The 15,122-nt window shown below is 63.1% G+C and carries 13 protein-coding genes; 8 read left to right on the top strand and 5 right to left on the bottom strand.

Features of this window, described 5'->3' with window-relative positions; translation table 11 throughout:
* Positions 1-75 precede the first annotated feature (75 nt).
* Positions 76-1,188 (bottom strand): 3-isopropylmalate dehydrogenase, encoded by a 1,113-nt coding sequence (gene leuB / locus YUO_RS0117495; RefSeq protein WP_028348452.1) that lies wholly within the window; start codon positions 1,186-1,188, stop codon positions 76-78.
* Positions 1,189-1,419: 231 nt separating this feature from the next.
* On the opposite strand from leuB, the gene YUO_RS0117490 reads away from it, so the two are divergent.
* The 6 genes from YUO_RS0117490 (at position 1,420) to YUO_RS0117465 (ending at position 9,797) form a co-directional block, all read left to right on the top strand.
* A complete protein-coding gene (locus YUO_RS0117490; protein WP_028348451.1) occupies positions 1,420-2,616 on the top strand; it encodes a YbfB/YjiJ family MFS transporter in 1,197 nt (398 codons plus the stop codon).
* 273 nt (positions 2,617-2,889) lie between these two features.
* Positions 2,890-4,059 carry a saccharopine dehydrogenase family protein gene (locus tag YUO_RS0117485; RefSeq protein ID WP_028348450.1) on the top strand — a complete coding sequence of 390 codons (1,170 nt, stop codon included), beginning with the start codon at positions 2,890-2,892 and terminating at the stop codon, positions 4,057-4,059.
* Positions 4,060-4,207: 148 nt separating this feature from the next.
* Complete coding sequence (locus YUO_RS0117480; protein WP_028348449.1) at positions 4,208-5,989, top strand: Rieske (2Fe-2S) protein; 1,782 nt, start codon at positions 4,208-4,210, stop codon at positions 5,987-5,989.
* 638 nt (positions 5,990-6,627) lie between these two features.
* Positions 6,628-7,701: a TRAP transporter substrate-binding protein gene (locus tag YUO_RS0117475; protein WP_028348448.1), complete on the top strand. Its 1,074-nt coding sequence runs from the start codon at positions 6,628-6,630 to the stop codon at positions 7,699-7,701.
* Positions 7,702-7,834: 133 nt separating this feature from the next.
* Complete coding sequence (locus tag YUO_RS40955) at positions 7,835-8,395, top strand: TRAP transporter small permease subunit (protein WP_051379487.1); 561 nt, start codon at positions 7,835-7,837, stop codon at positions 8,393-8,395.
* Between the two features lie 19 nt (positions 8,396-8,414).
* On the top strand, positions 8,415-9,797 hold the full coding sequence (locus tag YUO_RS0117465; protein WP_028348447.1) for a TRAP transporter large permease: 1,383 nt from the start codon (positions 8,415-8,417) through the stop codon (positions 9,795-9,797).
* A gap of 118 nt (positions 9,798-9,915) precedes the next feature.
* Here the strand turns inward: YUO_RS0117465 and YUO_RS0117460 are convergent, their stop codons facing one another.
* From YUO_RS0117460 to YUO_RS0117445, 4 genes are all read right to left on the bottom strand, one after another.
* On the bottom strand, positions 9,916-10,701 hold the full coding sequence (locus tag YUO_RS0117460; RefSeq protein ID WP_028348446.1) for a molybdopterin-dependent oxidoreductase: 786 nt from the start codon (positions 10,699-10,701) through the stop codon (positions 9,916-9,918).
* A gap of 17 nt (positions 10,702-10,718) precedes the next feature.
* Positions 10,719-11,348 (bottom strand): cytochrome b/b6 domain-containing protein, encoded by a 630-nt coding sequence (locus tag YUO_RS0117455; protein ID WP_028348445.1) that lies wholly within the window; start codon positions 11,346-11,348, stop codon positions 10,719-10,721.
* A gap of 181 nt (positions 11,349-11,529) precedes the next feature.
* Positions 11,530-12,084 (bottom strand): fasciclin domain-containing protein, encoded by a 555-nt coding sequence (locus YUO_RS0117450; RefSeq protein WP_028348444.1) that lies wholly within the window; start codon positions 12,082-12,084, stop codon positions 11,530-11,532.
* 315 nt (positions 12,085-12,399) lie between these two features.
* Positions 12,400-13,161, bottom strand: a complete 762-nt coding sequence (locus YUO_RS0117445; RefSeq protein WP_028348443.1) for an SDR family oxidoreductase — start codon at positions 13,159-13,161, stop codon at positions 12,400-12,402.
* A gap of 88 nt (positions 13,162-13,249) precedes the next feature.
* On the opposite strand from YUO_RS0117445, the gene YUO_RS0117440 reads away from it, so the two are divergent.
* A complete protein-coding gene (locus YUO_RS0117440; RefSeq protein ID WP_028348442.1) occupies positions 13,250-14,782 on the top strand; it encodes a malonate--CoA ligase in 1,533 nt (510 codons plus the stop codon).
* Positions 14,779-15,117 (top strand): DUF3658 domain-containing protein, encoded by a 339-nt coding sequence (locus YUO_RS0117435; protein ID WP_156908662.1) that lies wholly within the window; start codon positions 14,779-14,781, stop codon positions 15,115-15,117. The genes YUO_RS0117440 and YUO_RS0117435 overlap by 4 nt, the downstream gene beginning before the upstream one ends.
* Positions 15,118-15,122 lie beyond the last annotated feature (5 nt).

Raw genomic sequence — 15,122 nt, 5'->3', positions numbered from 1 at the left:
GCTTTCGCTTCACGACCAAAGGCTGTGGTTATGGGTCCCTGCGTTCGCAGGGACGACACCGAATTTGCTGCGCGCTTACGCGTGCAGCTTCTGCAATTCCTTCAAAATCGCTTCGCCCATCTGCGTGGTTGAGGCTGCCGTCGTGCCCTCGGACTTGATATCCGCCGTACGCAATCCACTCGCCAGCACCGCTGCGATCGCCGCGTCGACTTTGTCGGCCAGCGCGCCCATGTCGAAGGAATAGCGCAGCGCCATCCCGAACGACGAAATCATCGCGATCGGATTAGCGAGCCCCTTACCGGCGATGTCGGGCGCCGAGCCGTGCACCGGCTCGAACAGCGAGCGGCGCTTTTTGGTCTTGGCGTCGATCTCGCCGAGCGAAGCCGAGGGCAGCATGCCGAGCGATCCTGTGAGCATCGCCGCGATATCGGACAGCATGTCGCCGAACAAATTGTCGGTCACGATGACGTCGAATTGCTTCGGCGCCTTCACCAGCATCATGCCGCCGGAATCAGCGAGCTGATGCTCCAGCGTCACGTCGTTGTATTCGCGCGCGTGGACGGCCGTCATGACCTCGTTCCAGAGCACGCCCGACTTCATGACGTTGCGCTTTTCCATCGACGTCACCTTGTTGCGGCGTTTGCGCGCCAGATCGAAGGCGACGCGTCCGATGCGCTCGATCTCGTAGGTGTCGTAAACCTGGGTATCGATGGCGCGCTTCTGGCCGTTGCCGAGATCGGTGATGGTTTTCGGCTCGCCGAAATAGACGCCGCCGGTCAGTTCGCGCACGATCATGATGTCGAGGCCTTCGACCGCCTCGCGCTTCAGGCTGGAAGCATCGGCGAGCGCCGGGTAGCACACGGCGGGGCGCAGATTGGCGAACAGGCCGAGATCCTTGCGCAGGCGCAACAAGCCCGCTTCAGGGCGCACCTCGTAGGGAACGCTGTCCCACTTGGGACCACCGACCGCACCGAAGATGATGGCATCGGCCGACTTGGCTTTGTCCATGTCGCCTTCCGAGATCGACACCTTATGCGCGTCATAGGCGGAGCCGCCGACCAGCCCCTGCTCGGTCTCGAACGACGCGATGCCTGCCGCGTTCAGCCAGTCGATCAGGCGCTGCACCTCCCCCATCACTTCGGGGCCGATACCGTCGCCGGGGAGAAGCAGCAGTTTATGGGTCGCCATGTCGTTTACCTCCGGTTCGTCATGGCCGGGCTTGTTCCGGCCATCCACGTCTTTTGTGCGTTGGCAGCAAGACGTGGATGCCCGGCACAAGGCCGGGCATGACGGAAAATGAGAAATCCGGGCGGAGTGCTAGAGCGGCATTGCGCGGTTGGCAAGACACCATTGCGGCCGCAGAGCCTGGGCATGCCCCTGGCGGCCTGCCACAATGCCGTTCCGCCGGAGCAAAATTCCTTGCACGCCCCCGACCGTCCCACGAGCTACGCGCATCCCGCACGGCTGATCCTGATTCTGTCGCTGGCGCCGACCGTCGGTCTCGGCATCGGCCGCTTTGCCTATGCGCTGGTGCTGCCTGACATGCGCGACACCCTGGCCTGGAGCTATTCCGCGGCCGGTTTCATGAACACCATCAACGCGGCCGGCTATCTCGCGGGCGCCCTGCTCGCCTCGCGCATGATCCGGCATTTTGGACTGGCCGCTTCGGTTCGATGGGGCACGCTGGCCTGCGTGTTGTCGCTGGCGCTCTGCGCCACCACGGGCAATTTCTACGTCCTGAGTTTCGCGCGGCTTCTGGCGGGCGTCGGCGCCGCGGCCGGATTTGTCGGCGGCGGCGCGCTGGCGGCGACGATTGCGCAGTCGCGCCCCGAGCGGGCGAATTTTCTGCTCAGCCTGTTCTATGCCGGCCCCGGGATGGGCATCCTGGCGTCGGGACTGGTGGCGCCGTTCGTGCTGCAGGGCTTTGGGCCGGGCTCGTGGTGGATGGTCTGGTGGGCGATGACCGCGCTGGCTGTCGCCATGACGATTCCGGTCTTACTCGCACCGTTTCATGCCGGTGCAGCCCTGACCGAAACGTCGGCAGCCAAATTCGCCGTCGCGCCGGTCGTAATCTATCTCGCCGGCTACTTTCTGTTTGGCGCCGGCTACATCGCCTACATGACCTTCATGATCGCCTATATCCGCGACGCCGGTGGCGGTGCCGCGGCGCAGAGCGCGTTCTGGAGCCTGATCGGTGTCAGTGCTTTCATCACGCCCTGGGTATGGCGCCGCGTGCTGGCGCTCGACCGCGGCGGCCTCGCCACCACGATCATTCTCGGCGTCAACGCCATCGGCGCGGCGATGCCGATCTTTGGGCACTCGGTGTGGTTGCTCGCCACATCGGCGCTGGTATTCGGCGTCGCGTTCTTCGCCGTGGTCGGCTCCACCACCGCCTTCGTCCGCTTCAACTACCCGCCGCAGGCCTGGCCCACCGCGATTGCGGCGATGACGATTTCATTCGGCATCGGCCAGACGCTAGGCCCGATCGTGGTCGGCGCAATCACGGATGCGCTGGGCAGCCTGTCGTTCGCGCTGAATGTTTCCGCGGCGATGCTGGCGCTGGGCGCGGTGCTCTCGGCGTTTCAGAGGAAGGTAGTGCGGAAATCTCCGCCGTGATGCGTTCTCCATCCGCGGGTCGTCCCTGCGAACGCAGGGACCCATAACCACAGGATTTCGTGGTTATGGGAAGCTGTTCCTCCAGCCTTCTCGAAAATTCAGATCACGCGGTATGGGTCCCTGCGTTCGCAGGGACGACGGGAGTAGCAGTTTGCGGCATAAAGTGACGTCGCCTGATGGTAAGGTGTCTGCTCGGCAGCGGGAACTGTGGTATTCTCCATCAAACGCGATGGGGCGCGGTAGCTCTCCCGGGTCTCGAGGAGGACCAACGTCGTGAAGCGGGACTTCGACCTCGTCGTCTATGGCGCGACGGGTTACACCGGCCGTCTCATCGCCGAATATCTGGCGACGTCCTATCGCGGCGACGATGCTCCGTCCTGGGCGATCGCGGGGCGCTCGACCGACAAGCTCCGGAAGGTGCGTGTCGACATCGGCGCACCGGACGATTTGCCGTTGGTCAAGGCGGATGCCGACGAGCCGGCCAGCCTGCGTTCGATGTGCGAGCGTGCGGCCGTGATCATCACGACTGTCGGGCCCTATCAGCTCCACGGTCCCGGGCTGGTGGCGGCCTGCGCGGCCACGGGAACGGCCTATGTTGATCTCTGCGGCGAACCGGTTTGGATGCGGCGCATGATCGACGCCTATCACGAAGAGGCGAAACGGACCGGCGCGCGCATCGTCTTCTCCTGCGGCTTCGATTCCATCCCGTTCGACCTCGGCGTGCTCACGGTGCAGGAGAAGGCGCGCGAGAAATTCGGACGCCCGGCGCGGCGGGTCAAAGCCCGCCTGCGCAAGGTGAAAGGCGGCATGTCTGGCGGCACCGCGGCGAGCGCCCAGGCGACATTGGCCGCCGCCGCGCGCGACCCGGCCCTGATCGGGCTGCTGACCGACCCCTTCGCGTTGACGCCGGGGTTCACCGGGCCGTCTCAGCCGTCGGGCCTCATCCCCGAATACGACCCGCACATGAACGCGTGGCTCGTGCCGTTCCCCATGGCACCGGTCAACACCAAGAACGTGCACCGCACGAATTTCCTGTTGAGTCATCTCTACGGCAGGGATTTCGTCTACGACGAGATGATGGTCGCGCCGGGATTGGGGGAAATCGCCGGCGTGACGACGGAGACGTTCGCCACGGTGTTCTCCTTGTTCAGGACCGGCGGTCTCAAACCCGGTGCGGGCCCGTCCCGGGAAGAGCGCGAGAAGGGCTTCTACGATATCCTTTTCCTTGGCGAGTTGCCGGATGGCGGACGGGTCGAGACGGTCGTCAAGGGCGACCGCGATCCGGGCTACGGCTCGACCAGCAAGATGATCGCCGAGAGCGCTCTCTGCGTCGTGCGCGACGTGCAAGGCGAGGGCGGCATCTGGACGCCGGGCGCGCTGATGGGTCCGGCGTTGCGCAAGCGTCTGATGGAGCGCGCCGGCCTCACCTTCAGTGCGCGTTGAGGTAACGCTCAGACCTGCAGCGGCGTGATCCAGTGCGGTTCCTTTCGCGCAGCCCCAACACCACCGCACCCTCTCGCCTTTGCGCGAGAGGATGCCTATGTTGCGGAGTACCTGCAGCGCCCCCAAAGCGACAATGGGAGGTATGCTCATGGACGCGCCGAGCAAGGAATTTGCGCTGGCGGGCAGCCTTGAGGAGCTGAAGCTCAAGGGGCGGCTCGTTGTGCGCGGTGACCATCGTCCGATCCTTGTCATCTACGACCGCGGACGTGCCTTCGCCCTCGACAATCGGTGCCCGCATATGGGCTTCCCGCTCGAGCGCGGCAGCGTCGAGGACGGCATCCTGACCTGTCACTGGCACCACGCGCGCTTCGATCTCGAAAGCGGCTGCACCTTCGACCTGTGGGCGGACGACGTGCCGATCTGCCCGGTCGAGGTACGCAATGGTGACGTCTGGGTGAAGACCACGTTCACGCATGCCGATCTCGCCGCGCACTGGCGTCAGCGGCTTGCGAACGGCCTCGCCCACGACCTCGGCCTCGTCATTGCCAAGGCCATACATGGTCAACTCGCGGCCGGCGTACCGCAGACCGAAATCGTACGGCAGGTGGCGCTGTTCGGGGCGCAAAATCGCGACGGCTGGGGCGTCGGTCTTACGATCCTTACGGCACTCGCCAACATCCTGCCTTTGCTGCCGAAGGATGAAGCCTATCTCGCTCTATTCCATGGCGCGCGCCGCGTGGCGGCGGACTGCGACGGCGAGGCGCCGCGGCGGGAACGCGCGCCGCTTGGAAGCCGGCCGGATCCGGCCGCGCTCAAACGTTGGCTGCGGCGTTGGACAAACGTGCGCCATCGCGAGGCGGCCGAGCGCACCCTGCTCACGGCGATTGCGGCCGGCTTCTCCCCGGCTGAACTCGCCGATGCGCTGTTCGCCGCCGAGACCGAGCGGGCGTTCGCCGACACAGGGCACTCGCTCGACTTCATCAACAAGGCGTTCGAGTGCCTCGACCTGATCGGCTGGCAACACGCGGCGGCTCTGCTGCCGACTGTCGTCGGTCAGATGGTAGCGGCCCGTGGCGCCGAGGAATCGACTGCCTGGCGCCAGCCCGTTGACCTCGTTGCGTTGTGTGAAGAATCAACCAGCGAACTCGCGGACCTGTTCGCTGCCGGACGCGGCTCGCGCGACTGGTCGGGCCACGCCGCACTTGCTCAAGAGCTGCTCGGTGACGATCCGGCCAGGATCGTTGACGCGCTCAAGGGGGCGATCCGCGCCGGTGCCGCTCCTGCCGACCTTGGCCAGTCCCTCGCCTACGCGGCAGCGCTCAGGGTGGCGCGCTTCGGCAATGCCAACGAGCACGCCGACTGGGAGACGGCGCATCACGTGTTCACCTACGCCAACGCAGTCCACCAGATGCTGATCCGCATCGGGACTGCCAACATCGACACTCACGTCACGGCCGTGCGCGGCGTATTGCACGGGGCGATGGCGCTTTACCTTGCTCGCTATCTCAATGTGCCGCCGGCGCGCATCCCGGGCGACGGCGGCGAGCAGCTCGATGATCTGCCTGCGGATCCAGAGACGATCAGCGCCGCCTTGCTCGATGCCTTCGACCGGCAGAGACAGGTCGATCTCGCCGCGAGCCTGGTGGCACGGCATCTCACGCTCGGCCATTCGCCGCAGGCGTTGATCACTACGCTCGCGCATGCGGTGCTGCGAGAAGATGCAGGCTTCCATGCGTATCAGATGCTGGAGGCGGGAGTCCGGCAGTTCGGCTCGTGGGGCGATACGAACGAGGGCCGGCACATCCTGATCGCGGTTGCCCGCTATCTGGCGGCCCATTCACCGACAGAACGCGCCTCACTGCAGACAGCCGACATCGCCCGCCGCTTAATGCGGGGTGGCGAGCTGCATCAAGAGGCTGGATCGTCCTGAGGTCACGCGCTGAGGGAGCCCTAAGGGCGATCTGAAGTGACAAAGGCCTGCGCGCCTCAAGGGCACGACCTCGCGCAGGCGCTGGCGGAGATTCCGATCAAGCCATCTTGCTTCTGCCGACGAATGGGCATGGCAGCCGCGTAGTCGTTCGCGGCTCCAGTTTGGATTGGGCCTTTGGCCGAAACCAGCCCGTCGTCGCGTCGGCTGTCAGCGGCAGAGCGAAGATCGGTCCGCGCTCTCTTCGCGGCTGCTTTTGGACCCGAGTCAGACATCGGGGCACTGGTTTGTCCTAATCGTTTGTGCGGCACCCTGGCCAATGTGAGCTCTTTTGGATGGGCGTGGGATCGTGTAGTCTTGTTTAGAGCTGCTCTTCGAGACGGGACGTGCCGACGTCTTCGTTCGGGGCGAATTGGCAGCGGGGAATGCCGTCGGCAGGCATCGCACTCTCAATAGAACCGACAGTCCTTTTGTGCCGGTATCGAGCGCTCGCCGTGCCGCACGGGCACGCGAAATGCTTGCTTTGACTGCGACGAGGGAGCGGCACGCAACCACCTTAACGAACGTACCGTCGAGCAGACATTGCGGCCGTGTGGGCTGCGGGAGTTGGCATTGCGCGCAACGAAGGGAGGAGCTGCAAGATGATGAAATCCACACTGTTAATGGGACTCGCGGGGCTATCGGCCTTGGCGCTCACGGCGGTGACCACAGATGCGAACGCGCAGGACAAAGTCCGCTGGAAGATGCAGAGCGCGTTCGGCAGCCAGCTGCCACACCTCGGCACCTCGGCCGTGCGCTTCTCGAAGAATGTCGAGCGGTTGTCGGGTGGCAAACTGGAGATCAAGTTCTACGAGCCCGGCGCGCTGATCCCGCCGCTCGAGTGCTTCGACGCAGTATCCAAGGGCTCGATCGAGTCGTGCTGGACGACGCCGGGCTATCACACGGGCAAGTACCCCGCGCTCGCCTTCTTCACCACCGTACCGTTCGGCCCGCCCGTCGGCGAGTTTCTCGGCTGGAAGTGGTTCGGCGGCGGCAACCAGTTGCGCGACGAGATCTACGCCAAGCACGGCCTGATTTCGATCGACTCCTTCGCCATCGCACCCGAGACCTCCGGCTGGTTCCGCAACGAGATCAAGTCGGTCGAGGAGCTGAAGGGGCTGAAGATGCGGTTCTTTGGCCTTGGTGCACAGGTGATGCAGAAGCTCGGCGTCTCCACCCAGCTGCTGGCAGCGGCTGACATCTATCCTGCGCTGGAGCGCGGCGTGATCGATGCGACCGAGTTCTCGATGCCGACGATGGACACCAAGTTAGGCTTCCATCAGATCGCCAAGTTCAACTATTTCCCAGGCTGGCATCAGCAGACCTCGGTGAGCGAGCTTCTGATGAACAAGAAGGCGTGGGAGGCGCTGTCGGATCAGAACAAGGCGATCATTGAGATCGCCCTCGGCGAATCCACCATGCACACCTACGTCGAGAGCGACCACTCCCAGTTCGCGGCGATGGCCGAGATGCGCGACAAGCACAACGTTCAAGTCAAGCGCTGGAGCGACCAGGACCTGGCCGCGCTGGAGAAGGCTTGGCTGGAGGTGCTGGCGGAGGAATCGGCCAAGGACCCGCTGTTCAAGAAGGTCGCCGACCACTACCTGGCCTACCGCAAGAAGTTCAAGGTTTGGGGTGACTCGCAGACGATGAAAGCCACCTACCTGAAGGATTGAGCGGAGGCAGCCGGTGCAGCGCGCGGCTGCGCCGGCTCCCGCCGGGGAGGTTTGCCTCGCCGGCCGGTGATGAGATCTGCCGGTTGCGCACGGCGCGCTGCCGCGGGATGCGCCACAGCAGGACTTTGTCGCGATGACTGCATTGCTGAAGCTGTCCGAGAACATACGGCGGGCGCTCGAGGTTGTTGCCCTGGCGTCCGGTTGGCTGCTGGTCATCATGGCGTGCGTGACCACGTTCGATGTCGTCGCGCGGAAGTTTGGCTTGCAGCTGCCGTACACCAAGCTGCAAGAGCTGGAATGGCACTTCCACGCCGCGATCTTCTCGCTCTGGATGGGCTACTGCTACACGATCAACGCGCATCCCCGGGTCGACACGTTCACCGACAAGATGTCGTATCGCAACAGGGCATGGATCGAACTCGCCGGCTGCCTTGTGTTGGCGCTGCCCTACATGGCCCTGGTCGCCTACTACAGCCTGGATTTCGTTACGCAGTCCTATCGGCTCGGCGAGCAGTCCGACAGCACGGTCGGGTTGACCCACCGCTGGATCATCAAGGGCGTCTACGCTGCCGGCCTGTGGATGGTGGTGCTCGGCATCGTCAGCGTACTGCTCCGCGTGATCGTCTTCCTGTTCGGTGAAAAGTCAGAGCGGGAGGTCAATCTGCAAATCGGACACGTGATTACGGACGTCTAGTCCAACGGAGGACTCCAACGTGCTCGACTGGCTGGCCGACAATCTCGCTCTAATCATGTTCGTGTCGATGTTTTTCTTCATTTTCATCGGCTACCCGGTCGCCTTCATCATGGGCGGACTGGCGCTCGTCTTTGCTGTCCTGGGCGCTTGGCTCGGCACGTTCAACCTGATGGGCCTATCCGATATCGTACTGCGCATGTGGGGTGGAGTCGCCAACGATCCGGTCCTGGCGTCGGTCCCCATGTTCATCTTCATGGGCGCAATCCTGGAGCGATCGGGCTCCGCGAAGGACATGCTGGACGCAGCCGAGGTCCTGCTCAAGCGGTGCCCAGGCGCGCTGGCGGTCTCCGTGATGGTGATGGGCACGATCCTGGCAGCGCCGATAGGCGTGGTCGGCGCGGCGGTGATCACGCTGTCGGTGATTGCCCTGCCGCAGATGCTGGCCGCGGGTTACGACAAGCGGCTTGCCATTGGCACCATCGCCTCGGCCGGAACGCTCGGCATCCTGATTCCGCCGGCCATCATGCTGGTGGTAATGGCGGATATGCTGGCGACCTCGGCAGGCAACCTGTTTCTCGCCGCCATCTTGCCGGGCTTCCTGCTCTCCGGCCTCTACCTCGTCTATATATTGCTCGTCGCCATCTTCAGGCCGGGCGCCGCGCCCAAGCTGCCGCCCGGCTACGGGCCGCAGACCCGCCGTGCGTTCTGGTACGCCGTCTGGCGGGGGCTGTTCCCCATGACGGCACTGCTGGTGATCGTGCTCGGCTCGATCTTCGCCGGCTGGGCCACACCCACGGAGAGCGGTGCTGTCGGCGTGCTCGGCTCCATGTTCATCGCCGCGCTGAACAGGCGCCTGACGTTCAAGATGATGAACGAGGCGATCTATTCCTCCTGCCGCGCCAACGGCCTGGTGTTCCTGGTCTTCCTCGGTGCGACCGGCTTCTCCTACGTGTTCCGCGTGCTCGGCGGCGACGACGTGATGATCTCGACGCTTACCCATTTCGGCATCGACACCAAGTGGGAAATGCTCACCTTCATCATGGTTCTGATCTTCCTGCTCGGCTTCCCGTTCGAGTGGATCGAGATCTGCCTGATCGTCCTGCCGGTGTTTGCGCCGATCCTGTTGAAGTACGACTTCTCCGACCACATCGGCAACAACGCTGCCCTGATGACCTGGTTCGGCACGCTGGTTGCGGTCAATCTGCAGACCGCGTTCATGACGCCGCCGTTCGGGGCGACGCTGTTCTACATGAAGGGCACGGCGCCGCCGGGCGTCACCATGAGCGACGTGTTCACGGCCATGTATCCGTTCGTTGCGCTGCAGGTGCTCGGCTTGATGCTGTGCATTTATTTCCCAGGCATCAGTCTGTGGCTGCCGAGACTGGCCGGCTTCGTCGAATAGTCGCCATTCCCTTGGACCGTGGAAATTCGGCTTCGGCAATGGCCCGAAGCGGACTTACGGGAAATGTTCGCTTCGCGCCGATTTCGGACGACATCAAACGCGGCTGATCGGAGCGTCTCTAACTCCCACTGAACGAATTATACCCCTGGTCTTCCCAGAAGCCGCCCTTGTAGTCGTTGGTGACTTCCATCGACATTACGTATTTCGGATTCTTGAAGCCGAGCTTGGTGGGCACCCTGATCTTCATCGGGAAACCATAGGCGCGCGGCAGAATCTCGTCGCCGAATTTGAACGTCATCTGGGTCTGCGCATGCAGCGCGCTCGGCATGTCGAGCGGCGAATTGTAGCCGTCCTTGTCGGCGCACTGGAACCAGACATATTTCGCCCGCGTATCCGCGCCGACCAGTTTGAGGAAATCGCGCAACGGCGTGCCGGTCCAGCTTCCGATCGCGCTCCAGCCTTCGACGCAGATGTGGCGCGTCACCTGCTTGACCTGCGGCAGTTGATAGAGCTCATCCAGCGTCCAGGACTTCTTGTTCTCGACGAGACCGCGCACCTCGAGCTTCCACGTCTTGCCGTCAACTTCAGGCGCCTCGTCGAGGTCGTAATAGGCGTTGAACGGGAACGGCTTTGTAATTGCGCTTTCCGGGAAAGTCGGCGCCATCGCATTAGGATTGAACATCAATGCCTGCACGCCGTCATTGAATTTCGAGACCTGCTTCAGCATCTCCTCGGCCGAGAAACTGTCCGTCACGTCGCAGCCGGTCAGAAACGTCAGCGCGCCAAGGCTGGCGCCGCCCGAGATGAAGCGCCGGCGGGTGAGATCCGGCATGGACTTGACGGCGTCTCTGACGAGAAGCGTCTTGTCGACGCCGGGGATCAGAAGCTTGCGCATGCGGCCCATGGTTGTAACCCCTTAAATTAGCGGCCGATGATCATGGCGCGCAGGCTCTTCGGCACCAGAAGCGCGAGCGCGACATGAACCACCAGGAAGGCGACGATTGCCGCCATGCAGAAGAAATGAACGTAACGGGCACCCTCGTAGCCACCGAACAACGCCGCCAGGTATTGCAGTTGCACCGGCTTCCAGAGCGCCAGTCCCGACAGCACGATGAGGATGCCGACGACGATGATGCCGGCGTAAAGCAGCTTCTGCACATAATTGTATCTGCTGAGGTCGTCGTGCGACAGCTTGCCGGTCAGCGCAGCTCTCGTATCTGAAATCACGCCCTCCGGCGTGATCGGCAGCAGCTTCTTGCGGAAGCGGCCGGTAACAAAGCCCATCACCAGATAGATCAGGCCGTTGACCATCAACAGCCACATCGCGGCGAAATGCCAGAGCAGCCCTCCGGCGAGCCAGCCGCCCAATGTGATCGAACGGGGGAACGTAAAGCCGAATAGCGGTGAGGCGTTATAGATCTGCCATCCCGACATGATCATCAGGACCATCGCAAACGCGTTGGTCCAATGCAGCGCCCGCACCCAGGCCGGCTGAATGATCTTTGCCTTGGTTGACGCGGCGTGTTGGTCGCTGACTGTTACGGCCGACATGGCTCATCCCCGCTTGCAATTCGTATCGAATATACGCCTGGAACCCTGGTTTCGTTACTGCCATGATTCTATCAGAACGATGCATGGCGCGTATCGACTTTCACGAAAAAGCGAGCCGGGTTGCCCCGGCCCGCCAATCCACGCGCCCCTGTTGGGACCAGTCAGGGGCCGCGCGGGGAGCTCAGGACGCCGGCATCAGCACGGTGTCGACCACATGGATCACGCCGTTCGACTGGTTGACGTTGGTGATCGTGACCGTAGAGGCTCCGCCCTTGGCGTCGACGATCCAGGTCTTTCCGTCCTGCTTCTTGACCGTCAGTTCCTCGCCCTCGGCCGTCTTGAGCTTCTTGCCATCGGTGAGGTCGGACGCGGCGAGCTTGCCGGGCACGACATGGTAGGTGAGGATCTTGGTCAGGGTCGCCTTGTTCTCAGGCTTCACGAGCGTCTCGACGGTGCCGGCCGGCAACTTGCCGAAGGCGGTGTTGGTCGGCGCGAACACGGTGAACGGGCCCTTGCCTTCCAGCGTCTCGACCAGACCAGCGGCCTTCACGGCGGCGACCAGCGTGGTGTGGTCCTTCGAATTGACGGCGTTTTGGATGATGTTCTTGGACGGGAACATCGCCGCACCTCCGACCATCACGGTCTTTTCTTCCGCGCTAACTGGCGCGGTGATGGTGGCGGTGAAAGCCAGCGCGCTGAACATGGCGGCGGACAGAAGTGCAATACGCTTCGACATGGAATCTTCTCCCGAGGATTGCTGTGGCCGGCGGGTATCGCCGGTGCTGAAAACAACGACGCTGGTCGATGGACCGGTTGATTTCGTCGTCGTTGGCCCGAGCTACGGGAGGTTTTTGGGTCAGTTTCGGCGACTAATTTATCGTGATGCTTGAAACTTTTGGGGAGCCGGATCGTGTGGTGACACGCCCCGTCGCCCCTGCGAAAGCAGGGGCCCATAACCACAGGCGTGCGTGGCCACCGCTGTGCGCAACCACGAGCCCCGGTGGTTATGGGTCCCTGCGTTCGCAGGGACGACAGTTGGAGAGAGCTCGCTTTAATCCCGGTTATTCGGCGTCTGGATGAAGCCGCGATTATGGGTCGGGCTGATCAGGATCTCGTTGACGCAGACCCGCGGCGGCAGGCTGGCGACGAAGGCGATGGTGCGGCCGCAATCTTCCGGCTGCAGCATTTTTGCCTGCTCTTCCTCCGATGGCACCACCGGCCGCGATTTCAGGATCGGGGTCGCGACCTCGCCCGGAGACAGGCAGCAGGCGCGCAGGCCATTGACGCATTCGTCCATGTTGAAGGAATGGGTTAATGCCAGCACCGCATGTTTTGTCGTTGTGTAGGCCGGGCCCGGCATCTTTGACACATGGCGGCCGGCCCAGGACGCGACGTTGATGATGCAGCCGTCCTTTTGCTTGCGCATCGCCGGCAGCACCGCGCGCATGCAGTAGAGCACGCCATTGAGATTGATATCGACGACCTTGTCCCAGCCCTCCAGTTCCATGTCGGCCCAGCTTCGCTTGGGCACGTTGATGCCGGCACTGTTGACCAAGAGGTCGATCCGGCCGTGTCGGCTGAGGATCTGGTCCGCCGCCTTGTCGACATCGGCCTTGTTGCTGACATCGAGCGCGATCGCCTCGGCCTTGCCGCCCTTTTGGGTGATATTGGCCACGACCTTGTCGAGGGCATCTTTCCGCCGCCCCGAGACCACCACCGTCCAGCCATCGGCTGCAAGCGCCTCGGCGCCGGCCTCGCCAATCCCGCTGCCACCGCCCGTCACCCAGGCCACGCGTTTCCCGTCATTTGTCATGCAAACTGTCTCCGTTGCTTTTTGAAGGGCGTTCTTGCTATTCCAGCCTGCGAAATTCGCAGGCCAGCGCCCTCTAGGGGAAGTTTGCATGAACACGACTGCCAACGCCAACCTGTTTTCCCGTCTGTTCGACACGCTCGACGATCCGAACCGGCTCGCGATCGAGATGCTCGATGGCACACGCATCAGCTATGGCGAACTGATCGCCCGCGCCGGCCAGACGGCGAATGTGCTGGTCTCGCGCGGCGTCAAGCCCGGCGACCGTGTCGCAGCCCAGACTGAGAAATCGGTCCCGGCGCTGGTGCTCTATCTCGCAACCGTACGCGCGGGCGCGGTGTACCTGCCGCTTAACACCGCCTATACGCTGAACGAACTCGACTACTTCATCTCGGACGCCGAGCCCGCGCTGGTCGTCTGCGATCCGTCCAAGGCCGAGGGCATCGGCGCCATCGCGGCGAAGGTGAAGGCAAAGGTCGAAACGCTTGGGCCCGACGGCAAGGGGTCACTGACGGACGCCGCCGCCAAGGCCGATGCCGCCTTCGCGACGGTCGCCCGCAGCAATGACGACCTGGCTGCCATTCTCTACACCTCGGGCACCACCGGCCGCTCCAAGGGAGCGATGCTGACGCACGACAATCTGGCGTCGAACTCCTACAGCCTGGTCGATTATTGGCGCTTCTCCGACAAGGACGTGCTGATCCACGCGCTGCCGATCTATCACACCCACGGCCTGTTCGTGGCGAGCAACGTTACGCTGTTCGCGCGCGCCTCGATGATCTTCCTGCCGAAATTCGATCCTGAAATGATCATCAAGCTGATGGCGCGCGCCACCGTGCTGATGGGCGTTCCGACCTTCTACACGCGGCTGTTGCAGAGCCCGGCGCTGTCGAAGGAATCGACCAAGCACATGCGGCTGTTCATTTCGGGCTCGGCGCCGCTGCTCGCCGACACCCATCGCGAATGGGCCGCGCGCACCGGCCACGCCGTGCTGGAACGCTACGGCATGACCGAAACCAACATGAACACGTCAAATCCCTACGATGGCGAGCGCGTCCCCGGCGCCGTCGGCCATCCCCTGCCCGGTGTTTCGGTCCGCGTCACCGATCCCGAGACCGGCAAGGAGCTCGCGCGCGACGAGATCGGCATGATCGAGGTGAAAGGGCCCAACGTGTTCAAGGGCTACTGGCGCATGCCGGAGAAGACAAAAGCCGAGTTTCGCGACGACGGCTTCTTCATCACCGGCGATCTCGGCAAGATCGACGCCAAGGGCTATGTGCACATCCTCGGCCGCGGCAAGGATCTGGTGATTTCCGGCGGCTTCAACGTTTATCCCAAGGAAATCGAAAGCGAGATCGACGCCATGCCGGGCGTGATCGAATCCGCCGTGATCGGCGTGCCGCATGCCGATTTCGGCGAAGGCGTCACCGCGGTGCTGGTCTGCAACAAGGACGCAGACGTCACCGAGGCGGGCGTGCTGAAGGTGCTCGACGGACGACTTGCCAAATTCAAGATGCCGAAGCGCGTCTTCGTCGTCGACGAACTGCCGCGCAACGCCATGGGCAAGGTGCAGAAGAACATTTTGCGGGATACGTATTCGGATATCTATTCAAAGGCGAAATGAGGCGCCGCACTTTCTTCGGGGATCGGTCAATGGACAAGGCACCTTTCGAAGAGATTCCCGTCATCAGTAGTACGCTTCGATGGGAAGAGGTTTCCCTTCCGGCGTCGATATCCGAAGCTGATCTCGATCAGATCATCGTTGCGGCCATGACCTCACGGTTACGGAAGACCGCCATGGTCATCGGTAATGCGGTGGAACGCTGCAAGGAGCTCGGCTGGCCGATCAATGCTGAAATCCTCGGCGCCCGCCTCGGAGCGTTAGCCGAGGCTGATCGGATCGATAGCGCAGGCGATCTCCGCAAATGGCGCCACAGCGAAGTGCGGTTGAAAGGCTGAAGTTA

This window comes from Bradyrhizobium murdochi, assembly GCF_000472965.1.
Taxonomy (GTDB): Bacteria; Pseudomonadota; Alphaproteobacteria; order Rhizobiales; family Xanthobacteraceae; genus Bradyrhizobium; species Bradyrhizobium murdochi.
Note: the sequence above shows the minus strand (reverse complement) of the source record. Positions and strands in the feature narration are given on the sequence as shown.

Bases quoted from the DNA above. Each gene is read 5' to 3' on its own strand.
- leuB (WP_028348452.1), bottom strand. From the start codon at position 1,188: ATGGCGACCCATAAACTGCTGCTTCTCCCCGGCGACGGTATCGGCCCC.
- YUO_RS40955 (WP_051379487.1), top strand. From the start codon at position 7,835: ATGACTGCATTGCTGAAGCTGTCCGAGAACATACGGCGGGCGCTCGAG.
- YUO_RS0117475 (WP_028348448.1), top strand. From the start codon at position 6,628: ATGATGAAATCCACACTGTTAATGGGACTCGCGGGGCTATCGGCCTTG.
- YUO_RS0117455 (WP_028348445.1), bottom strand. From the start codon at position 11,348: ATGTCGGCCGTAACAGTCAGCGACCAACACGCCGCGTCAACCAAGGCA.
- YUO_RS0117440 (WP_028348442.1), top strand. From the start codon at position 13,250: ATGAACACGACTGCCAACGCCAACCTGTTTTCCCGTCTGTTCGACACG.
- YUO_RS0117435 (WP_156908662.1), top strand. From the start codon at position 14,779: ATGAGGCGCCGCACTTTCTTCGGGGATCGGTCAATGGACAAGGCACCT.
- YUO_RS0117460 (WP_028348446.1), bottom strand. From the start codon at position 10,701: ATGGGCCGCATGCGCAAGCTTCTGATCCCCGGCGTCGACAAGACGCTT.
- YUO_RS0117480 (WP_028348449.1), top strand. From the start codon at position 4,208: ATGGACGCGCCGAGCAAGGAATTTGCGCTGGCGGGCAGCCTTGAGGAG.
- YUO_RS0117445 (WP_028348443.1), bottom strand. From the start codon at position 13,161: ATGACAAATGACGGGAAACGCGTGGCCTGGGTGACGGGCGGTGGCAGC.
- YUO_RS0117450 (WP_028348444.1), bottom strand. From the start codon at position 12,084: ATGTCGAAGCGTATTGCACTTCTGTCCGCCGCCATGTTCAGCGCGCTG.